20 protein-coding genes are annotated in these 19863 nt (G+C 72.8%); 12 read left to right on the plus strand and 8 right to left on the minus strand.

Annotated features, from left to right (window positions below):
* Positions 1-29: 29 nt before the first annotated feature.
* Positions 30-749 (plus strand): class I SAM-dependent methyltransferase, encoded by a 720-nt coding sequence (locus tag H0S66_RS11715; RefSeq protein ID WP_179615540.1) that lies wholly within the window; start codon positions 30-32, stop codon positions 747-749.
* A gap of 9 nt (positions 750-758) precedes the next feature.
* Here the strand turns inward: H0S66_RS11715 and msrA are convergent, their stop codons facing one another.
* Complete coding sequence (gene msrA, locus H0S66_RS11720) at positions 759-1436, minus strand: peptide-methionine (S)-S-oxide reductase MsrA (protein WP_338037207.1); 678 nt, start codon at positions 1434-1436, stop codon at positions 759-761.
* Positions 1437-1490: 54 nt separating this feature from the next.
* On the opposite strand from msrA, the gene H0S66_RS11725 reads away from it, so the two are divergent.
* The 3 genes from H0S66_RS11725 to ilvA are packed head-to-tail and all read left to right on the plus strand — an operon-like array spanning position 1491 to position 5290.
* A complete protein-coding gene (locus H0S66_RS11725; RefSeq protein ID WP_179615541.1) occupies positions 1491-2654 on the plus strand; it encodes a cystathionine gamma-synthase in 1164 nt (387 codons plus the stop codon).
* 36 nt (positions 2655-2690) lie between these two features.
* A complete protein-coding gene (locus tag H0S66_RS11730; RefSeq protein ID WP_258016879.1) occupies positions 2691-4079 on the plus strand; it encodes an AI-2E family transporter in 1389 nt (462 codons plus the stop codon).
* Positions 4076-5290, plus strand: coding sequence for a threonine ammonia-lyase (ilvA, locus tag H0S66_RS11735; RefSeq protein WP_179615542.1), 1215 nt, complete (start codon positions 4076-4078; stop codon positions 5288-5290). Before H0S66_RS11730 ends, ilvA begins: the two co-directional genes overlap by 4 nt.
* Before the next feature lie 463 nt (positions 5291-5753).
* On the opposite strand, the gene greA is transcribed toward ilvA, so the two are convergent.
* A complete protein-coding gene (gene greA, locus H0S66_RS11740) occupies positions 5754-6263 on the minus strand; it encodes a transcription elongation factor GreA (protein WP_179615543.1) in 510 nt (169 codons plus the stop codon).
* A 235-nt stretch (positions 6264-6498) separates the two neighbouring features.
* Complete coding sequence (locus tag H0S66_RS11745) at positions 6499-6900, minus strand: DUF4307 domain-containing protein (protein ID WP_179615544.1); 402 nt, start codon at positions 6898-6900, stop codon at positions 6499-6501.
* 30 nt (positions 6901-6930) lie between these two features.
* Between H0S66_RS11745 and mca the strand changes: the two genes are divergently transcribed.
* Positions 6931-7836, plus strand: a complete 906-nt coding sequence (gene mca / locus H0S66_RS11750; RefSeq protein ID WP_179615545.1) for a mycothiol conjugate amidase Mca — start codon at positions 6931-6933, stop codon at positions 7834-7836.
* Between the two features lie 2 nt (positions 7837-7838).
* Complete coding sequence (locus H0S66_RS11755; protein WP_179615546.1) at positions 7839-8129, plus strand: hypothetical protein; 291 nt, start codon at positions 7839-7841, stop codon at positions 8127-8129.
* A 6-nt stretch (positions 8130-8135) separates the two neighbouring features.
* Here the strand turns inward: H0S66_RS11755 and trxA are convergent, their stop codons facing one another.
* The 3 genes from trxA to H0S66_RS11770 are packed head-to-tail and all read right to left on the minus strand — an operon-like array spanning position 8136 to position 10156.
* Positions 8136-8516, minus strand: coding sequence for a thioredoxin (gene trxA, locus H0S66_RS11760; RefSeq protein ID WP_179615547.1), 381 nt, complete (start codon positions 8514-8516; stop codon positions 8136-8138).
* 36 nt (positions 8517-8552) lie between these two features.
* A complete protein-coding gene (locus tag H0S66_RS11765; RefSeq protein WP_179615548.1) occupies positions 8553-8990 on the minus strand; it encodes an SRPBCC family protein in 438 nt (145 codons plus the stop codon).
* On the minus strand, positions 8987-10156 hold the full coding sequence (locus H0S66_RS11770; protein ID WP_179615549.1) for a serine/threonine-protein kinase: 1170 nt from the start codon (positions 10154-10156) through the stop codon (positions 8987-8989). Before H0S66_RS11770 ends, H0S66_RS11765 begins: the two co-directional genes overlap by 4 nt.
* An 85-nt stretch (positions 10157-10241) precedes the next feature.
* On the opposite strand from H0S66_RS11770, the gene H0S66_RS11775 reads away from it, so the two are divergent.
* Entirely contained in the window at positions 10242-10979 is a 738-nt protein-coding gene (locus H0S66_RS11775) for a haloacid dehalogenase type II (protein ID WP_179615550.1), read from the plus strand.
* A gap of 104 nt (positions 10980-11083) precedes the next feature.
* Here H0S66_RS11775 and H0S66_RS11780 read toward each other — a convergent pair whose 3' ends face one another.
* A complete protein-coding gene (locus H0S66_RS11780) occupies positions 11084-13246 on the minus strand; it encodes a hypothetical protein (RefSeq protein WP_179615551.1) in 2163 nt (720 codons plus the stop codon).
* Positions 13247-13598: 352 nt separating this feature from the next.
* Here H0S66_RS11780 and H0S66_RS11785 point away from each other — a divergent pair, with 352 nt between their 5' ends.
* The 5 genes from H0S66_RS11785 to H0S66_RS11805 all read left to right on the plus strand — a co-directional run bounded on the left by H0S66_RS11785 (position 13599) and on the right by H0S66_RS11805 (position 18430).
* The gene (locus tag H0S66_RS11785) at positions 13599-14135 is read left to right on the plus strand and encodes a sigma-70 family RNA polymerase sigma factor (RefSeq protein WP_258016880.1); all 537 of its coding nucleotides are present in this window, start codon (positions 13599-13601) and stop codon (positions 14133-14135) included.
* The gene (locus H0S66_RS11790) at positions 14132-14881 is read left to right on the plus strand and encodes an anti-sigma factor family protein (RefSeq protein ID WP_179615553.1); all 750 of its coding nucleotides are present in this window, start codon (positions 14132-14134) and stop codon (positions 14879-14881) included. The genes H0S66_RS11785 and H0S66_RS11790 overlap by 4 nt, the downstream gene beginning before the upstream one ends.
* 162 nt (positions 14882-15043) lie before the next feature.
* Positions 15044-16414 carry an ABC transporter substrate-binding protein gene (locus H0S66_RS11795; protein ID WP_179615554.1) on the plus strand — a complete coding sequence of 457 codons (1371 nt, stop codon included), beginning with the start codon at positions 15044-15046 and terminating at the stop codon, positions 16412-16414.
* Between the two features lie 88 nt (positions 16415-16502).
* Positions 16503-17465, plus strand: coding sequence for a carbohydrate ABC transporter permease (locus H0S66_RS11800; RefSeq protein WP_219633566.1), 963 nt, complete (start codon positions 16503-16505; stop codon positions 17463-17465).
* Positions 17462-18430 carry a carbohydrate ABC transporter permease gene (locus H0S66_RS11805; RefSeq protein WP_179615555.1) on the plus strand — a complete coding sequence of 323 codons (969 nt, stop codon included), beginning with the start codon at positions 17462-17464 and terminating at the stop codon, positions 18428-18430. Before H0S66_RS11800 ends, H0S66_RS11805 begins: the two co-directional genes overlap by 4 nt.
* Positions 18431-18462: 32 nt before the next feature.
* On the opposite strand, the gene H0S66_RS11810 is transcribed toward H0S66_RS11805, so the two are convergent.
* The gene (locus H0S66_RS11810) at positions 18463-19857 is read right to left on the minus strand and encodes a GH1 family beta-glucosidase (RefSeq protein WP_179615556.1); all 1395 of its coding nucleotides are present in this window, start codon (positions 19855-19857) and stop codon (positions 18463-18465) included.
* Positions 19858-19863: the final 6 nt, after the last annotated feature.

Consider the following 19863-nt stretch of genomic DNA (forward strand, 5'->3'; position numbering starts at 1 on the left):
GCCGCAGGGGACTCGGGTAGGAACGGAGCATGTCCGACTCGGCGAACACTCCTGTTGCCCCTGGCTACGACGACTTCGCGGCGGCGTACTCGGCCAGGAACGAGAAGAGCCTCTTCAACGCCTACTACGAGCGGCCGGAGATGCTGCGGCTGGCCGGCGACGTCGCGGGCCTGGAGGTGCTCGACGCCGGGTGCGGGTCGGGGCCGCTGGCGAAGGCCCTGCGGGCGAGGGGAGCGGCCGTGTCCGCCTTCGACCTGAGCCCGGTCATGGTCGAGCTGGCGCGCGAGCGGCTGGGAGGGGACGCGGACGTGAGGGTCGCGGACCTCGGGGCGCCCCTGCCGTACGCCGACGACAGCTTCGACCTCGTGGTGGTCTCGCTGGCCCTGCACTACGTCGAGGACTGGGACTCGGCGCTGGCCGAGCTGCGGCGGGTGCTGCGGCCGGACGGGCGGCTCACCGTCTCGATCATCCACCCGATGATCTACGCGATCGTCTACCCCGAGGCCGACTACTTCGCCCTCACCAGGTACTCCGAGGACTACGACTACGGCGACCGGACCGTGTGGATGACCTACTGGCACCGCCCGCTGGGGGAGGTGGTGAGCGCGTTCCTGCGCGCGGGCTTCCAGGTCCGGGCGATGACGGAGCCGCCGCCCGCCGCCGACACCCCACCGGACCTGCTGCCCCACCCGGACGGCCGCCCCTTCATCTGCTTCCTCTTCCTCGAGCTGCAGGCACCCGGGGAGTGACCAGCCCCGTCAGGCGGTCGTCGGGAACGGCACCCCGGTGTTGGAGTGGCAGCGGTAGCCGTAGGGGTTCTTGGCCAGGTACTGCTGGTGCACGTCCTCGGCGTAGTAGTACGTCGGCGACTCGCGGACCTCGGTGGTGATCTCGCCCAGACCGCGACGGGCGAGCTCCTCGCCGTACACACGGGTCAGCTCGAGGGCGGTCTTCTCCTGCTCGGGCGTGGTCCAGTAGATCGCGGAGCGGTACTGGGTGCCGACGTCGTTGCCCTGGCGCATGCCCTGGGTCGGGTCGTGCACCTCGAAGAACGCCTTGACCAGGTCGGCGTAGGAGACGACGGCGGGGTCGAAGACGACGCGCACGGCCTCGGTGTGGTTGGTGCGCCCCGAGCAGACCTCCTCGTAGGAGGGGTGCGGGGTGTCGCCGCCGGCGTACCCGACCGACGTCGACCAGACGCCGGGCATCTTCCAGTAGAGCTCCTCGGCGCCCCAGAAGCAGCCGAGGCCGAAGACCGCGACCTCGTGGCCGGCGGGGGCCTCGTCGGTGACGACGGGCGCGTCGAGCACGACGTGTCGCTCGGCGATGTGCCAGGGGCTCTCGCTGCGCCCCGGCAGCGTCTCGTCGGGGGCGATCAGGTCGGTCTGCTTGCGGGTGAAGAACATGCGGTGGTCCTCCTGGGAGTCGGTGTCCACCCTGCACAACACCGGGGGAGCCGCAATGGTTCCCGCCGTGGGTACCCTCGACGGGTGAGTGAGCAGCAGCACCTGGCCAAGGCGGGCTTCGAGACCCGCGCCATCCACGCCGGCTACGAGCCGGACCCCACGACGGGGGCGGTGATCCCGCCGATCTACGCCACGTCGACGTACAAGCAGGACGGCGTCGGCGGCCTGCGCGGCGGCTACGAGTACTCCCGCTCGGCGAACCCCACGCGCACCGCGCTCGAGGGCAACATCGCCGCCCTCGAGCAGGGTGAGCGCGGCTTCGCCTTCGCCTCCGGCCTGGCGGCCGAGGACACCCTGGTGCGCTCGCTGTGCACCCCGGGCGACCACGTGGTCATCCCCGACGACGCGTACGGCGGCACCTACCGCCTCTTCGACAAGGTCGAGAAGGCCTGGGGCCTGGAGCACAGCCCGGCGCCCGTCTCCGACGTCGACGCGGTGCGGGCCGCGATCCGCCCCGGGCAGACGAGGCTGGTCTGGGTCGAGACCCCGACCAACCCGATGCTGACCATCGGCGACATCGAGGCCCTGGCGGCCGTGGCCCACGAGGCCGGCGCGCTGCTCGTCGTCGACAACACCTTCGCCTCGCCCTACCTGCAGCAGCCGCTGATCCTCGGCGCCGACGTGGTGCTGCACTCGACCACGAAGTACTGCGGCGGGCACTCCGACGTGGTCGGCGGCGCGCTGGTCGTGCGCGACCTCGAGGTCGCCGACAAGGTCGCCTTCCACCAGAACGCCATCGGCGCCGTGGCCGGGCCCTTCGACGCGTGGCTGACGCTGCGCGGGCTCAAGACCCTGGGCGTGCGCATGGACCGGCACTGCGACAACGCCGAGAAGGTCGTCGACTTCCTGCTCGACCACCCGAAGGTCGAGCAGGTCGTCTACCCCGGGCTCGAGTCGCACCCCGGCCACGACGTCGCCGCCAAGCAGATGAAGCGCTTCGGCGGGATGGTCTCCTTCCGCGTCACCGGCGGCGAGCAGGCCGCGCTGGCGGTCTGCGAGGGCACCGAGGTCTTCACCCTGGGTGAGTCGCTCGGCGGCGTCGAGTCGCTCATCGAGCACCCCGGCCGGATGACCCACGCCAGCGTCGCCGGCACCGACCTCGAGGTCCCCGCCGACCTCGTGCGGCTCTCCGTCGGCATCGAGACCGCCGACGACCTCATCGCCGACCTCGACCGCGCCCTCGGGTGAGCGCCGCGGACGGCCGGGTCGCATAGGTTGACCGGCGTGGACGAGCAGCTGAGCAGCCCCGACCCCGCCGGCCCCGACCCGGCAGGTGACGTCGCGGTCGCGCAGCCCGACCCCGCCGCGCCGGCCCCCGGCGGGCGGCTGCGACGCCGCACCCGGCGGCCCCGCTCGGTCGAGGAGGAGGAGGGCCTGGCCCACCGGCTCTTCCAGCAGTGGAGCCAGCTGCGCGACGAGCGCGAGCGCCGGCTCACCCCGCCCGAGCTGGCCAGCGGCGCCGACGCCTACCCCCGCACCCACGTCCCCCCTGGGGTCGACCTGGCCGCCGCGTGGGCGTGGCGGTTCCTGGTGATCGTGGCCGCCGGCGCGGTCATCGCCTGGACCGTCGGCTACCTGTCGGTCATCGTGCTGCCGATCGTGGTGGCCCTGCTCGTGACCGCGCTGGCCGTGCCCGCGGTCGACCTGCTCGTCCGGCTGCGGGTGCCCCGCGGGCTGGCCGCGCTGCTCGTCGTCGTCGGCGGGCTGGCCACGGTCGGCGGGCTGCTGACCTTCGTGGGCCAGCAGGTGGCCAACGGCGCCACCGACCTGGCCGAGCAGACGGTCGCCGGCCTCGGCCAGATCCGCACCTGGCTCGAGGACGGCCCCCTCAACGCCAGCGACTCCCAGGTCGACCGGTGGATCAACGACGCGCAGCGCCTGATCACCGACCAGACCAGCGACGGCGAGGTCGTCAGCCGGATCACCGAGGTCGGCACCACGCTGACCCACGTGGTCGCCGGCTTCTTCATCGTGCTCTTCGCGACCTACTTCTTCATGGCCGACGGCCAGCGGATCTGGTCGTGGCTGGTGCGGCTGGCCCCGCGCGCGGCCCGCCCCCGGGTGGACTCCTCGGGCCGGGTCGCCTGGATCTCGCTGACGCAGTTCGTGCGGGCCACCGTCATCGTGGCGCTCGTCGACGCCATCGGCATCGCCACCTGGGCCTGGTTCCTGGGCGTGCCGTTCGTGGCCGCCATCGGCGTGCTGGTCTTCCTGGGCGCCTTCGTGCCGATGATCGGTGCCACCATCGCCGGTGTCGTGGCGGTCCTGGTGGCCCTGGTCGCCCAGGGCCCGGTGGCCGCGCTGCTGATGCTGGTCGGCGTCATCGTCGTCCAGCAGGTCGAGGGCCACGTGCTCCAGCCGTTCCTGATGGGGCGCTGGGTCTCGGTGCACCCGCTCGCGGTGATCCTCGCGATCGCGGCCGGCGTGATCGTCGCCGGGATCGCCGGGGCGCTCGTCGCGGTGCCGCTCGCGGCGGCCGTCAACGCCGTCGTGCAGCACCTGGCCGCCAACACCGCGCCCGGCGACGACCCACAGGAGGAGCTCGCCGAGGACTACGAGGAGAGCGGCGCCAGCGTCGACGTGCAGGAGCATCCCGAGGAGGCCCCGTCGTGAGCCACCAGCCCACCGTCGGCCTGGCCGAGATCGAGGCCGCCCGCGAGGTCCTCGCCGGCGTTGCGGTGCGTACGCCGATGGAGGAGTCGCGCTGGCTCTCCCAGCTGGTCGGCGGCGAGGTGCGCCTCAAGGCCGAGAACCTCCAGCGCACCGGCTCCTTCAAGGCCCGCGGCGCCTACGTGCGGATCTCCCGGCTCAGCGAGGCGGAGCGCGCCCGTGGCGTCGTCGCCGCCTCGGCCGGCAACCACGCGCAGGGCGTGGCGCTGGCCGCGCAGCTGCTCGGGATCTCCGCGACCGTCTTCATGCCCGAGGGCGCCCCGATCCCCAAGGAGCGCGCCACCCGCGGCTACGGCGCCGAGGTCGTCTTCACCGGGCAGTACCTCGAGGACGCGCTGGTCGCGGCCCACGAGTTCGCCGAGCGCACCGGGGCGGTGCTGATCCACCCCTTCGACCACGCCGACGTCGTCGCCGGTCAGGGCACCGTGGGTCTCGAGATCATCGAGCAGCTGCCCGAGGTGGCCACCGTGGTGGTGCCCACCGGCGGCGGTGGGCTGCTGGCCGGTGTCGCGCTGGCGGTCAAGGCGCTGCGCCCCGACGTACGGGTCGTGGGCGTGCAGGCCAAGGACGCCGCGGCCTACCCCGGGTCGCTGGAGGCCGGCCGGCCCACACCGCTGGCGGTGATGCGCACGATGGCCGACGGCATCGCCGTCGGCCGCCCCGGAGACCTGACCTTCGCCGCCGTCGTCGAGCACGTCGACGAGGTGGTCACCGTCAGCGAGGACTCCCTGGCGCGGGCGGTGCTGTCGCTGGCCGAGCGCGCGAAGCTCGTCTGCGAGCCGGCCGGCGCGGCCGCGGTCGCGGCGCTGCTGGACCGGCCCGAGGCGTTCGAGGCGCCGGTGGTGGCCGTGCTCTCGGGCGGCAACATCGACCCGCTGCTGCTGGGCAAGGTGATCCGCCACGGCATGGCCGCGGCCGGGCGCTACCTCAACCTCGACGTCACGATCCCCGACGCCCCCGGCGGCCTCGCGCGGCTGCTCACCGAGGTCAGCGCCGCCGGCGCCAACGTGCTCGAGGTCGCCCACGAGCGCATCTCGCCGGCATTGTCGATGGACGAGGTCGAGGTGCACCTGCAGCTCGAGACGCGAGGCCCCGAGCACTCCGACTCCGTGCTGACGCGGCTGCGCGAGCACGGCTACCGCGTCCAGCAGTAGCGGCGACGAGCGCTGGCGAGGAGCGTCGTCGAGGCCGGGTGAGGACCGTGCTCGCCGTACGCCGTTCGGTTGCGGGGTCTCGGCGACGCTCGAGCCTTCGGCCCCTGCTGCTCGACCAGCGGCGGTGCTTCGTTGGTCGAGCAGTGACGAGCGTCAGCGAGGAGCGTCGTCGAGGCCGGGTGAGGGCCGTGCTCGTCGTACGCCGTTCGGTTGCGGGGTCTCGGCGACGCTCGAGCCTTCGGCCCTCGCTGCTCGACCAGCGGCGGTGCTTCGTTGGTCGAGCAGTGACGAGCGTCAGCGAGGAGCGTCGTCGAGGCCGGGTGAGGGCCGTGCTCGCTGTACGCCGTTCGGTTGTGGGGTCTCGGCGACGCTCGAGCCTTCGGCCCTCGCTGCTCGACCGACGGGGCTGGACATGCGTCGAGCCGGCCGGTTCACACCGGCCGGCTCGCGCGTCGTGCGTGGCTCAGATCGTGTACGGCACCGCGTCGAGGATGACGACCTCGAGCATCTTGCCGTTGGGGGCCTCGTAGGAGACCGTGTCGCCGCGGCTGGCGCCGTTGATGGCCTGGCCCAGCGGGGACTGCGGCGAGTAGACCTTCAGGTCCTCGACCGAGTCCTCGATCTCGCGGGCACCGAGCAGGAAGGTCTCGGCCTCGTCGTCGTCGTCGCCGACGAACTTGTAGGTGACCTTCATGCCGGGCTCGACGACACCGTCGTCGGGAGGGGTCTCGCCGATCTCGGCGCGGCGGAGCATGTCCTCGAGCTGGCGGATGCGGCCCTCGATGCGGCCCTGCTCCTCACGGGCGGCGTGGTAGCCGCCGTTCTCCTTCAGGTCGCCCTCGTCGCGGGCGTTGCTGATGCGCTCGATGACGTCCGCACGCACCGGGCCCTTGAGCTCCTCGAGCTCGGCGCTGAGCTTCTCGAAGGCGTCCTTGGTCAGCCAGATCTTGCCCGGCTCGGTCGACTGCGTCATGGGTGGCTCCTACGGGGGGTGCGTCAGGGTGTGGTCGTCCGCACCCGTTGTCGTGGGTGTGTCTCGTGCGGATCTGACGACGTCGGTGGCGCAGGTGAGGCGCTCGACGGTGGTCGCGGGCCTTCGTCCTGGCGGGCCCGGCGGGTGCGTCAGAACGACCACCTTAACAATCCCCGGCCCAAAAAGCAGACCGGTCCATCGACTCGGAGGGGTGAAAGGGCCCGGAGGCGGGGCCTCAGCGCGGTCGCGACTGGCCGTCGGCGGTGCAGCCGACGTTCTCGATGGCCGTCGCGAGCCGCTCGGTGCGGACGCTGACCTCGGTGCGCCCGTCGCCGGTGGGGGTGAAGACCCGCTCGCCGACCACGACCTTGTCGGCGGCGTAGGCGCGCACCAGGCACTGCACGTCGGTGGCGTCGGCGCCCACCCGCACGTCGACCACGGCGGTGGTCGTGTGGTCGTCGACCACGTCGAAGCCCACGATGTCGGAGCGCACCGACGGGTTGGCGTGCACGAGCGTGGTCCAGGCCAGCCAGGCCAGCGAGACAGCGGCCACCACCGCGACCGCGGCGAGCAGCGAGCGGCGCCGCCACGGCGCGGGGGCGCCGTACCGCTCGGTGAGGAGGTCCTGCGAGGTCACTGCTCCATGGTGACACCTACGATGGAACGCATGTCGCAGCACCCCCAGGAGCGGCCGTACGACGGCCTGCGTCTCATGCACGTCCACGCCCACCCCGACGACGAGTCGAGCAAGGGTGCGGCGTCCACCGCGCGCTACGTCGACCAGGGCGCCGAGGTGCACGTGGTCACGTGCACCGGCGGGGAGCGAGGCTCGATCCTCAACCCCAAGATGGAGCGCCCCGACATCCTGGCCAACATCACCGAGGTGCGCCGCCAGGAGATGGAGCGGGCCCGCGACATCCTCGGCATCACCCAGCACTGGCTCGGCTTCGTCGACTCGGGCTGGCCCGACGGCGACCCGAAGCCGCCGCTGCCCGAGGGCTGCTTCGGCGTCGCCCCGCTGGAGGAGTCGGTGGAGGCGCTGGTGCGGATCGTGCGCGAGGTGCGCCCGCACGTGCTGACGACGTACGACGAGCGGGGCGGCTACCCGCACCCCGACCACGTGCGCTGCCACGAGGTGAGCGTCGCGGCGTTCGAGGCGGCCGGCGACCCGGAGCGCTTCCCCGACGCGGGGGAGCCGTGGCAGCCGCTCAAGCTCTACTACCACCACTCCTTCAACCGCCCCCGCATGGAGGCGCTGCACGCCGCGATGCAGGCCCACGGCCTGGAGTCGCCGTGGGAGGAGCGGCTGAAGGACTGGAAGCCCGAGCCCGAGTGGGACGCCCGGATCACCACCAAGGTCGAGTGCGGCGCCTACTTCGGCGTGCGTGACCAGGCACTGCTGGCGCACGCCACCCAGATCGACCCCGACGGGCACTGGTTCGCGATCCCGCGCGAGCTGCAGCTCGAGGTGTGGCCGACCGAGGACTACGAGCTCGTGGTGAGCCATGTCGCGTCGACGACGCCCGAGGACGACCTCTTCGCGGGCATCGACCGCCCGGGTGGCACGCTGTGAGCATGCTGCTGCCCGAGCTCGTCGTCCACCTCGCGCCCGTCCTCGAGCTGGTCCGGCTCACCGACGAGGTCCCCGAGCCCGAGGACGTCAAGGCCGGCTGGGGTGCCCTCGCGATCTTCGCGCTGATGGCCGCGGCCGTGGCGCTGCTGGGCTGGAGCCTGTTCCGCCAGCTGCGCAAGGTCGAGCACGGCCGGGTGACCGGCGTGTACGGCGACGTCCCGGCCGATCCGGAACAGCGTCCGGGGGCCGAGGACGACGCCGACGACAACACCGGCGACGCCGGCCGCGCCTGAGCCGGCTCAGCCCTCCTGGGCCTGGGCGCCGTCCTGGGCCTCGATCTGCTGGCGCACCTCGTCCATGTCGAGGTCGCGCACGGCCTGGATGACCTGGTCGAGCGCCGGCGCGGGCAGCGCGCCGGGCTGGGCGAAGACCAGGATGCCCTCGCGGAAGGCCATCAGGGTCGGGATCGACTGGATGCCGGCCGCGGCGGCCAGCTGCTGCTCGGACTCGGTGTCGATGGAGCCGAAGGTGATGTCGGAATGCGCCTCGGAGGCGGCCTCGTAGGTCGGTGCGAACTGCTTGCACGGCCCGCACCACTCCGCCCAGAAGTCGACCAGGAGGATGTCGTCCTCCTTCACGTGGGTCTCGAAGTTGGCCTCGGTCAGCTCGATGGTTGCCATGCCTCCACCGTACGACGCCCGCGTGAGGTCCTCGAGTCAGCCGACGCAGGCGCGGGCGAAGCGGCCCAGCAGGTCGGGCCAGTCGCTGCAGCGCTCGCGCAGGTGCAGGTTCGTGGCGTCCCAGCCGCCGTGGCGGAACTCGACCAGGCAGACGCCGCCCTCGGCGGTGAACGCGACGTCGAGCCAGGTGGGGTGCGCGTCGGTGGGCTGCCACCAGTGCGGCCGGTAGGTCTGGGCGTAGCGGACCCCGGGCTCCCAGGTCGTCACCCGCCCCAGCGGGCGGCGCTCGCCACCGACCAGCAGGACCACCTCGCCGTCGACGCCCGGTACGACCTCCGGGCCGGCGAACGCCTCGGGGTCGGGGGTCGAGGCGGGGTCCCACCAGCTGCCCAGGTCGGTGAAGACCTCGAAGGCGCGCCCCGGGTCGCAGGCGACGTCGACCGCGTGCTGGAGCGGGGCGTCGGGAGCGCTCACCGGCGCTGCTCCTGCTGCGGGCCCCGCTGCTGGTCGGCCGGCTCGTCCTCGCCAGCGGCCAGGCCGGCCACCAGCACCAGCAGCAGGATCGCGGTGACCGCGCCGGCGACACCGCGCTGGTGCGCCGGCATCGTCTTGGCCCGGGCCAGCAGCCGGCCCGGGGCGTGCGCGATCGCCGCGCCGGCCCGGTCGGGGAAGCTCTCGCCCGGCACCCGCGCCGGGCGCGGCTGCTCCTCGGGGGCGCCCGACGTCTCGGGGGCGTCCGACGCCTCCGGGGCCGCGGCCGGCACCTGGGTGGTCACCGCGACGGGCGCCGTCATCACCGCGGTGTGGTCGTCGCGGGGCGGGGCCGCCTGGGCTGCCGGCTCCGCCGGCGTCCGCAGCTCCTCGAGCGAGGTGGCGACCTGGTGGGCCGAGGGCCGGGCGGAGGCGTCGGCGGCGGTCATGGCGACCAGCAGGCGCTGCCAGCGCTCGTCGAGGGTGCCGGGCACGACCGGGTCGCGGTGCAGCCGCGCCAGCGCGGACTCGGTGGGGCTGCCGGGGAAGGCACGCTCGCCGGTGAGCGACTCGAGCAGCACCAGGCCGAGGGAGTAGACGTCGACGGCGGTGGTGACCTGCTCGCCGCGCACCTGCTCGGGGGAGAGGTAGGCGGCGGTGCCGACCGCGGTGCCGGTGCGGGTGTGGCTGACCGTGTCGCCGATCAGTCGGGCGATGCCGAAGTCGGCGAGCTTCACCCGGCGGTCGGTGCCGAGCAGCACGTTGCCGGGCTTGATGTCGCGGTGCACGACTCCGCGGTCGTGGGTGTGGGCCAGGGTGGCGGCCAGCTCGGCGCCCACCCGGGCGGTCTCGTCGGCGCCCAGCGGCCCCTCGTCGAGCGCCCGCGCCAGTGAGCGGCCCTCGACGAGCTCCATGACCAGGAACGGGTGCTGCTCGTCGATGCCGGCGTCGAGCACCGTCACCAGACCGCGGTGGGAGAGGTTCGCGAGCGTGCGCGCCTCCGAGGTGAAGCGGGCGCGGTCGGTCGGGTCGCCGGCGACGTCGCGCAGCACCTTGACCGCCACCTGGCGGTCCAGGAGCCGGTCGGTGGCGCGGTGCACGTCGGCCATCCCGCCCGAGCCCAGCAGCGGGCCGAGCTCGTACCTGTCGTTGAGGAGGGGGGAGACCACGGGCGCAGTCTGTCAGCACCCGGAGCCCGCCGCGCCCTCCCGTCGGGGTGGTGGGGCGGTACGCCCGCGTGGCTAGGGTCGAGAGATGAGCCAGCAGCAGGGACAGCAGTCCGCACCGCAGCCCGGACAGCAGCAGGGTGCGCCGCGCGTGGTGGTCCTCGACGTCAACGAGACGCTCTCCGACCTCTCGCCGCTCGACGACGCCTTCGTCGAGGTGGGCCTCGGCGCCCACGAGCGCCAGGCCTGGTTCGCCGGGGTGCTGCGCGACGGGTTCGGCCTCGGCCTGGCCGGCGCCTCCGCGGCGTTCGCCGACGTGGCCTCGGGGGCGCTGCGGGTGCGGCTGCTCGAGAGCGGCACCCCCGCGGAGGAGGTCGAGCAGAAGGTCGAGACCGTGATGGGCCGGTTCTCGACCCTGCGGGTGCACCCCGACGTGCCGCCCGGCATCCGGGCGCTGCGCGCGGCCGGGCTGCGGATCGTGACCCTGACCAACGGCTCGACCTCCGTCGCCGAGGGCCTGCTCGAGCGGGCCGGGCTGCGCGACCACCTCGACCTGCTGCTCTCGGTCGAGGACGCGCCGGCGTGGAAGCCCGCCGCGTCGGCGTACGAGCACGCGCTGGAGGAGTGCGGCGTCGAGGCGCACGAGGCGATGCTGGTCGCGGTGCACCCCTGGGACATCGACGGTGCGGCGCGCGCCGGGCTGCGCACCGGCTGGGTCGACCGCAGCGGCCGGGGTGCCTACCCGGCGTACCTGCGGGCGCCGGAGCTCAGCGCACCGTCGCTGGCCGAGCTCGCCGGCGACCTGCTCACCGCCGAGCTGAAGTAGGCCCCGCCGCACCACCGGACGTGCCACCGGCCCGTCCGGGGGCGGGCGTGCGCCCCGGACGGGCCGGCGGGTCAGGTGGTGATCAGGTGGTGATCAGGTGGTGATCAGGGCGTCGCCGGCACCGGGGTGCCATCGATGGTGAACACGCCGCCGTCGTTGTGGTTGTCGGGGTTGGTCGGGGCGGTGTTGCCCGTGACGACCACGTCGGTGACGGTCAGGACGCCGGTGGCGCTGTTCCACAGCCCGCCGCCCTCGTTGTCGGCGTTGTTGCCGGTGACCCGGCCGCCGTCGTAGGTCACCACGCCCGCGGCGGTGATGTGCAGGCCGCCGCCGTTGCCGGGCGCGGCGCCGGTGTCGTTGCCGGTCATCACGACGTCACGCAGGGCCACCGTGGTGGCGTCGGTGGTCTCGATCGCGCCACCGGCACGCACCGAGGTGTTGGCGTCGAACGTGGTGCCGACGACCTCGAGGGTGCCCTTGTTGAGCAGGCCGCCGCCCGAGCCGGCGGTGCCGGTGGCGGTGTTGTCGCTGACCGTGGAGTCGCGGAGGGTCAGGGTGCCGCCGTCGTTGTAGAGGCCGCCGCCGCCCTGGTCGGCGTCGTTGCCGCCGGCGGTGTTGCCGACGATCTCGGAGCCGGTGACGGTGAAGGTGCCGCCGGCGCTGTTCCAGAGCCCGCCGCCCTCGGCGCTGGCGCTGTTGCCGCGGACCTCGGTGCCGGCCACGTCGACGACGCCGGCACCGGTGAGGTGGAAGGCGCCGCCGTTGCCGGGGGCCGCGCCCGCGGTGTTGTCGTTGAGCGAGGAGCGCAGCACCGAGGTGGTGCCGACGTTCGCCTCGATCGCGCCACCGGCGCGCTGGGCGTCGTTGCCGCTGACGTCGCTCTGCACGACGGCGAGGGTGCCCTGGTTGTTGAAGATGCCGCCGCCGGAGCCGGCGGCGCCGGGGGCGGTGTTGCCGGTGACGGTGCTGCCGCGCACGGTCAGGTCGCCCATCTCGTTGTAGAGGCCGCCACCGCCCTGGTCGGCGGCCGCGCCCGCGGCGACGTTGTCGGTGATCTCGGAGCCGCGCACGGTGAAGACGCCGCCGGCGCTGTTCCACAGCCCGCCGCCCTCGGCGAGGGCGGTGTTGCCGCTGACGACCGAGCCGACGACGTCGACGGTGCCGGTGCCGGTGATGTGCAGGCCGCCGCCGTTGCCGGGGGCCGCGCCGGCGGTGTTGTCGGTGAGCGAGGAGCGGCGCACGGTGGTGTCGCCGCCGTTGGCCTCGATGCCGCCACCGGCGCGGGGCGCCTCGTTGTCGGCCACGGTGGTCTCGACGACCTCGACGGTGCCGAGGTTGTTGAGGAGGCCGCCGCCCGAGCCGGCGGCGCCCGTGGCGGTGTTGCCGGTGATGCTCGAGCCGGTGACCTGCAGGAAGCCGCCGTCGTTGTAGATGCCGCCGCCGCCCTGGTCGGCCTCGGCGCCACCGGCGGTGTTGCCCTCGATGCGGGTGCGGTCGACGATGAACGTGCCGTCGGCGGAGTTCCACAGGCCGCCGCCCTCGGCGCCGGCGGAGTTGCCGCCCACCCAGCTGCTGGTGATCTCGACCGCGCCGGCGCCGGTCAGGTGCAGCGCGCCGCCGTTGCCGGGCTCGTCGCCCGTCGAGTTCTTGACCATCCGGGTGCCGATGAGCTGGGTCAGGCCCTCGTCCGCCTCGATCGCACCGCCCGCGCGGGTCGCGGTGTTGCGCGCCAGCCGCGAGTCGGAGATGAGCACCTTGCCGCCGTCGTTGAAGACCGCGCCGCCCGAGGCGCCGGTGCCGGTGACCTGGTTGGCCAGCATCGAGGTGTTGCGCACCACCAGCTCGCCGTTGACCAGGATCGCGCCGCCGCTCTCGCCGGTCGCGGGCGCACCGCCGCGCAGGCGGGCGTTCTTGACGACCAGCCGGGCGCCGTCGGCCACGGTGAAGATCCGGTCGACGCCCTTGGCGTCGATCGTGAAGCCACGGGCGTTGAGCACCAGGTCGTCGGTGACCTCGATGGCCCCGCCCAGGCGGCCGTTGAAGCGCACGTCGTCGCGCAGCTTGAGGCGGTCGAGGCCGTCCTTGCGGTTGGCCCTGGCCACCGCGGCGCGCAGGCCCGCCTCGTTGCCGGCCTTCGAGGATCGCTCCGCGGCGGGCCGCTCGGCCGCCTGCGCGAGGCTGGGGGTGGCCGCGACCGCGGCCAGCGCGAGCGCTCCGGCCGCGGCGCCGCTGAGCAGCCGCGCGCCTCGGGTCCTGGGTGTCGTCATGTCGTGCCCTTCTCTGGGGTGCGACCGCCTGGCCGCGCTGGCGCGCCCCGACCCGGGGCGCGGTGGTGCGTCAGGGGTGGGTACGCCGCCCGCGGCACCCGCGTTCACCCGGCGCGCAAGAAATCCCAGCCGGCCCGGATCTGTGCCGGCTCGCGGTGGGGCCATCCCTGCGGCTGGTGGTTCCGAATGAACGGCGAGCAGGCGGCCGCCGTACTCATCGACAGGGATGGGCGCGACGGGTCCTGGAGAGGGCGGCGCGATCTTCATGGGGACGCAGGTCGAGGGGTGGGCGGGTGCTCGGAGGACGAGAGCGGCACGGACGGCTGAGCCGCGGGCCGACGCGCGGCCTGAGGTGGGGCTGGGTGACGAGGACGGCGTCCACGCCGCCTACCTGCAGCACGGCCCGGAGATCTACCGCTTCGTGCTGCGCTCCCTCGGCGACCCCGGGGCGGCCGAGGACGTCACCCAGGAGACCTTCCTCAAGGCCTGGCGCCACGCCGAGCGCTACGACCCGGGCCTCGCGTCGCTGCGGGTGTGGCTCTTCGGGATCGCGCGCAACGCCGTGATCGACCACGTGCGTGCCGCCCGGGTGCGGCCCTGGCAGTCGGCGCTGGCCGGTGACGAGGCGGTGCAGGCCGCGGTGCACGACGCCGGCGGCCCCGCGGGCGACCCCTCCGAGCGACTGGTGGGACAGTGGGTCGTCGAGGAGGCGCTGCTGCGCCTGAGCGAGCAGCACCGGGTGGCCATCGTGCAGACCCACCTGCGCGAGCGGCCCTACGACGAGGTCGCCGCCGAGCTGGGGGTGCCCGTGGGCACGCTGCGCAGCCGCGTCTTCTACGGGCTCAAGGCGCTGCGCGCCGCGATGGACGAGATGGGGGTGGCGCCGTGAACGACGCCCATGAGCACGGGCAGCAGGAGCAGCACGAGCGCCTGCGCGAGCTGCTGGGGGCGCACGTGCTCGGCCACCTCGTCGCGCCGGAGGCCGACGCGGTGCGTGCGCACCTCGACGGCTGCGCCGGGTGCCGCGCCGAGGTCGCCGAGCTCGAGCCCCTGGTGGCCCGGCTCGACGCCGTCGACCCCACCCACCTCGACGAGCGGCCCTCGCCGGCGGGCGACCTGGGCGCCCGCATCCACAGCGGGGTCGCCGCCGAGCGGGCCGCGCGGGAGGCCCGCGCGCGCGAGGACGAGCGCGCGGCCGCCCGCCACCGCTCCCGGCGTCGTACGACGCTGCTGGCCGCGGCCGCCGCCGTGGTCGTGGTGGCGCTCGCCTCGGGGATCGCCCTGGGCCGGGCCAGCGCACCGCAGCCGCCCGCCGTGCCGCTGGAGGCGATCAGCCTCGAGGTCGACGGGCCGGGGCAGCAGGGGGAGGGCGGCATTGAGCTCGAGAGCGCGGGCCTGGTCGCACACACCTGGGGCACCGAGCTGCGCTTCGTGGGGACGGGCTTCGAGGAGGGCGTGGTCTACCGGGCCGCCTTCCGCGACTCCGGGGGTCGGCTGACGCCGGCGGGGGAGTTCCTCGGCACCGGCGCCGCGGAGATGAGCTGCCAGCTGCAGTCGGCGCTGCTGCGCCCCGAGGTGGTGGCCGTGGTGGTCACCGACGCCGAGGGCGAGACGGTGCTCAGCAGCGAGGTCTGAGCGTCGGTCCCTGCCTCGACACGCTGGCTGGTCCAGACCAGCCACCGACGTGTGACCTGCGTTACAGAGTCGTGACCCGGGAATCCTTGACGCGGACGGTGCGTAAACGCTTGCATCATCTAAGCACCACTGTCCGGAGCACGTCAGAGAAGGGGACCCCAGATGCGCTCACGCAAGATCAGGCACGCGACGATCGCGGCCATCGCCACCGGCATCGTCCTGGCCGGTTGCGCCAGCGACCCGGCCAGCAACGAGGTACAGACCGCCGAGGGCACCTCGCCGGGCGAGGGCGTCGAGGGCTGTGAGGACCTGACCCAGTTCGGTGACCTCACCGGCACCGAGGTCTCGGTCTACACCTCGATCATCGCGCCGGAGGACGCGGCCCACAAAGCCTCCTACGAGAAGTTCACCGAGTGCACCGGGGCCGAGGTCGCCTACGAGGGCTCCAACCAGTTCGAGACCCAGCTGATCGTGCGCGTGCGTGGCGGCAACGCCCCCGACATCGCCTACGTCCCGCAGCCGGGCCTGCTCGGCACCCTGGTCGACACCGGTTCCGTGGTGCCGGCTCCCGAGCCGACCGCCGACAACGTCGACGAGTGGTGGGGCGAGGACTGGAAGGGCTACGGCACGGTCGACGACACCTTCTACGCCGCCCCGCTGGGCGCCAACGTGAAGTCGTTCGTCTGGTACTCGCCCAAGATGTTCCAGGAGAACGGCTGGGAGGTCCCCGAGACCTGGGACGACATGGTCGCGCTCTCCGAGGACATCGCCGCCAGCGGCACCAAGCCCTGGTGCGTGGGCATCGAGTCCGGCGAGGGCACCGGCTGGGTGCTCACCGACTGGCTCGAGGACGCGCTGCTGCGCGACGCGGGCCCCGACGTCTACGACCAGTGGGTCGAGCACGAGATCCCCTTCGACGACCCGCAGGTCGTCGAGTCGCTCGACCGGGTCGGCGACATCGTCAAGAACCCCGACTTCGTCAACGGCGGTCACGGTGACGTGAACTCCATCGCCACGACCACCTTCCAGGACGGCGGCCTGCCGATCCTCAAGGGTGACTGCGCGATGCACCGCCAGGCGAGCTTCTACGCCGCCCAGTGGCCTGAGGGCACCGACATCTCCGAGGACGGCAAGATCTTCGCCTTCTACCTGCCCACCACCAACGAGGACAACGGTCGCCCGGTGCTCGGTGGCGGCGAGTTCACCGTCGCCTTCGACGACCGCCCGGAGGTGCAGGCCTTCCAGACCTACCTCTCCAGCGACGTGTGGGCCAACGAGAAGGCCGAGGCCACCCCTGACGGTGGCTGGGTCAGCGCCAACACCGGCCTCGACGTCGAGCTGCTGAACAACCCCATCGACCGCCTGTCGGCCGAGACCTTCCAGGACCCCGAGGCCGTCTTCCGCTTCGACGGCTCCGACCAGATGCCCAGCGCCGTCGGCGCCGGCTCCTTCTGGAAGGAGATGACCTCCTGGGTCACCGGGGACGACAGCGAGGCCGTCCTGGCCAACATCGAGGACTCCTGGCCGAACTGATCGAGACGACCCGTACGCCGGGTCGCGGCACCCCCGCGACCCGGCGTACGGCCCCTCGGTCGGTGCGCGAGAAAGGTGTGGGTAGGACGTGACGACTCCCGAGAAGCTCATCCAGATGGTGATCGCCATCGCCCTGTTCGTGGGCGTGATGGCCGCCATCCTGCTCCTGACGGCTCGACTGAAATCGCGCAACGGCGAACGGGTCCAGGCCGTGGCCTTCGTCGGTCCGGCGCTCTTCCTGGTCGCGGTGGGGCTGCTGTACCCGGCCCTCAAGACGGCCTACCAGTCGTTCTTCGGCGCCAACGGCGACAACTTCGTGGGGTTCGACAACTACGTCGACATCTTCACCAACTCCAGCCTGCTGACCGTGCTGCGCAACACCATGCTGTGGGTGCTGCTCGTCCCGACGCTCTCCACCTTCATCGGCCTGGTCTACGCGGTGCTGGTGGACCGGTCCCGCTTCGAGAAGCTGGCCAAGGCGCTGGTCTTCCTGCCGATGGCGATCTCGCTGGTGGGCGCCTCGATCATCTGGAAGTTCGTCTACGAGTACAAGGGCACCGAGAACGAGCAGATCGGTCTGCTCAACGGTGTCCTCAAGGCCCTCGGCTTCGAGACCTACAACTTCTTGTTCTACGCGCCGTGGAACACGCTCTTCCTGATCGTGATCCTGATCTGGATCCAGGCCGGGTTCGCGATGACGATCCTCTCCGCCTCGATCAAGGCGATCCCTGACGACATCGTCGAGGCCGCCAGCCTCGACGGGGTGAGCGGGCTGAAGATGTTCTTCTTCATCACCGTGCCCAGCATCCGCCCCTCGCTGATCGTCGTGCTCACCACGATCAGCATCGGCACGCTCAAGGTCTTCGACATCGTGCAGACCTCGACCGGTGGTCGCTTCGACACCAGCGTGCTGGCCTACGAGTACTACTTCCAGTACTTCGTCTCGCTCAACCAGGGCCTCGCAGCGGCGCTGGCCGTGGTGATCTTCGCGCTGGTCACCCCGATCATCATCTACAACGTCCGTCAGATGCGTCGGCTGGAGGCACGATGACCACGACCCCCACCCCCGAGCCCGCCATGGTCGAGCAGACCCCGGGCCCGGAGACCGGCCGGAAGAAGGGCTCCAAGTCGGCCGCCTCGGCGGCCCGCGACGGCCTCAGCGGCCGCACCGCCTCCGCCATCAGCCTGGTGATCGCGCTGCTCTGGACGCTGCCGACCTTCGGTCTGTTCGTCTCCTCGTTCCGGCCCGAGACCGACGCCAAGACCACCGGGTGGTGGAACGTCGTCACCGACCCCAGCTTCACCCTCGACAACTACCGCGAGGTGCTCTCGGGCGAGGGCAACGCCGGGCTGATGACGTTCCTGGTCAACACCATCGTCATCACCATCCCGGGCGTGCTGATCCCGATCACGCTGGCGACCCTGGCGGCGTACGCGTTCGCCTGGATGAAGTTCAAGGGTCGTGACGCGCTCTTCGTGGCGATGTTCGCGCTGCAGATCGTGCCGATCCAGGTCACCCTGATCCCGCTGCTCTCGCTCTACACCTCACCGCCGTTCAACCTGCGGCCGCTGGCCGGGCGGGACGCGCCCGCGGGCGGTCTCTACGAGCTGTGGCTCTCGCACGCGATCTTCGCGATGCCGCTGGCGATCTTCCTGCTGCACAACTTCATGCGCGAGATCCCCGGCGAGCTCATCGAGTCGGCGCGCGTCGACGGCGCCGGCCACGTCGAGATCTTCACCCGCATCATGCTGCCGCTGATGGCGCCGGCGATCGCGGCGTTCGGCATCTTCCAGTTCCTGTGGGTGTGGAACGACCTGCTGGTCGCCCTGGTCTTCAGCGGGCCGGACGTCGCGCCACTGACGGTCAAGCTGGTCAACCTGGTGGGTCAACGAGGAGAGGACTGGCACCTGCTCTCCGCGGGCGCCTTCGTCTCGCTCGTCATCCCGCTCGCGGTGTTCCTGGGCCTGCAGCGCTACTTCGTGCGCGGGCTGCTCGCCGGCAGTGTGAAGGGATGAGCCTCCCCCCGGACCGGGGGGAGGCGAGCGGGTCAGGCAGGGCCGCTGGTGCGGCGCCTGCTGCGGTCGCGGGCGACGCCCGCCAGCCAGTCGTACGACGCCTTGGGCGTGCGCGTCTGGTCGGCGGGGTCGATGTGGACGAGCCCGAACGTCTTCGTGTAGCCGTAGGCCCACTCGAAGTTGTCGAGCAGCGTCCAGACCACGTAGGCGCGCACGTCGGCGCCGGCCGCCCGCGCCGCCTCGGTGGCGGCCAGGTGGTCGCGCAGGTAGTCGATGCGGTCCTGGTCGGCGACCCGGCCCTCCTCGACCCGGTCGTCGGCGCAGGCCGCGCCGTTCTCCATCACCAGCAGCGGCAGCCCGGTGCGGCGGTGGGTCTCGACCAGCAGCTCCTCGAGGCCCGAGGCGTCGATCTCCCAGCCGATGTCGGTGCGCGGGTCGCGTTCGACCAGGGTGAAGGGGGCGACGCCGGGGTAGGCACCGCCCTCGGGGTGCTCGTCACCGGCGCTCGTGCCGGCGACGTCGGGTCGCACGGGGGTGTAGTAGTTGATGCCGATCCAGTCGGCCGAGCCCTGCATCAGCGCCAGGTCGCCGTCGCGGACCAGCTCGGGGTCGGCCAGCTCGGGGGCCACCCGCAGCAGGCCGTCGTCGTACGCGCCGTCGACGAGGGGGGCGAGCCAGACCCGGTTGCGGATCGCGTCGACCCCGTCTGCGACGTCGGCGGCCTCGGGCCGCTCCGCCCACACGGGGGCGAGGTTGAGCACGATGCCGACGTCGTGTGCGCCGGCGGCGCGCATCCGCTCGGCGGCCATCGCGTGCCCGAGGACCAGGTGGTGGGCCGCCCGGTGGGCGGCGCCGCCCTCCTGGCGACCGGGGGCGTGGACGCCGGCGGAGTAGCCCAGGTAGGCCGCGCACCACGGCTCGTTGTGGGTGGCCCACAGGCCGACGCGGTCGCCGAGGCGCTCGTGGACGATCTCGGCGTAGTCGGCGAACGCCTCGGCGGTGCCGCGCTCGAGCCAGCCCCCCTGGTCCTCGAGGGCCTGGGGCAGGTCCCAGTGGTAGAGCGTGGCGGTGGGCTTCACGCCGCGCTCGAGCAGGCTGTCGACCAGGCGGTCGTAGTAGTCGAGGCCGCGGGTCTCGACGCGGCCGCGGCCCTCGGGCTGCACCCGGGGCCAGGCGATCGAGAAGCGGTACCAGTCGACGCCGAGCCCGGCGACGAGGTCGGCGTCCTCGGCGTAGCGGTGGTAGGAGTCGCAGGCCACGGAGCCGTCGCTGGCGTCGGCGATCGCGCCGGGACGAGCGGAGAACGTGTCCCAGATCGAGGGGCCACGGCCGTCCTCGGTCGCGCCCCCCTCCACCTGGTACGACGCGGTGGCGGTGCCGAGTTCGAGGTCGGCGTGGGCGGCGGGCAGACGGGAGGGCGTGCTCATGCGCCT

Origin of the sequence: Nocardioides marinisabuli (assembly GCF_013466785.1) — a bacterium.
Classification (GTDB): Bacteria; Actinomycetota; Actinomycetes; order Propionibacteriales; family Nocardioidaceae; genus Nocardioides; species Nocardioides marinisabuli.

Excerpts from the sequence above, each read along its gene's own strand:
- H0S66_RS11810 (WP_179615556.1), bottom strand. The coding sequence starts at position 19,857 with ATGAGCACGCCCTCCCGTCTGCCCGCCGCCCACGCCGACCTCGAACTC.
- greA (WP_179615543.1), bottom strand. The coding sequence starts at position 6,263 with ATGACGCAGTCGACCGAGCCGGGCAAGATCTGGCTGACCAAGGACGCC.
- H0S66_RS11795 (WP_179615554.1), top strand. The coding sequence starts at position 15,044 with ATGCGCTCACGCAAGATCAGGCACGCGACGATCGCGGCCATCGCCACC.
- H0S66_RS11805 (WP_179615555.1), top strand. The coding sequence starts at position 17,462 with ATGACCACGACCCCCACCCCCGAGCCCGCCATGGTCGAGCAGACCCCG.
- H0S66_RS11755 (WP_179615546.1), top strand. The coding sequence starts at position 7,839 with ATGCTGCTGCCCGAGCTCGTCGTCCACCTCGCGCCCGTCCTCGAGCTG.
- trxA (WP_179615547.1), bottom strand. The coding sequence starts at position 8,516 with ATGGCAACCATCGAGCTGACCGAGGCCAACTTCGAGACCCACGTGAAG.
- H0S66_RS11715 (WP_179615540.1), top strand. The coding sequence starts at position 30 with ATGTCCGACTCGGCGAACACTCCTGTTGCCCCTGGCTACGACGACTTC.
- H0S66_RS11780 (WP_179615551.1), bottom strand. The coding sequence starts at position 13,246 with ATGACGACACCCAGGACCCGAGGCGCGCGGCTGCTCAGCGGCGCCGCG.
- H0S66_RS11775 (WP_179615550.1), top strand. The coding sequence starts at position 10,242 with ATGAGCCAGCAGCAGGGACAGCAGTCCGCACCGCAGCCCGGACAGCAG.
- mca (WP_179615545.1), top strand. The coding sequence starts at position 6,931 with ATGTCGCAGCACCCCCAGGAGCGGCCGTACGACGGCCTGCGTCTCATG.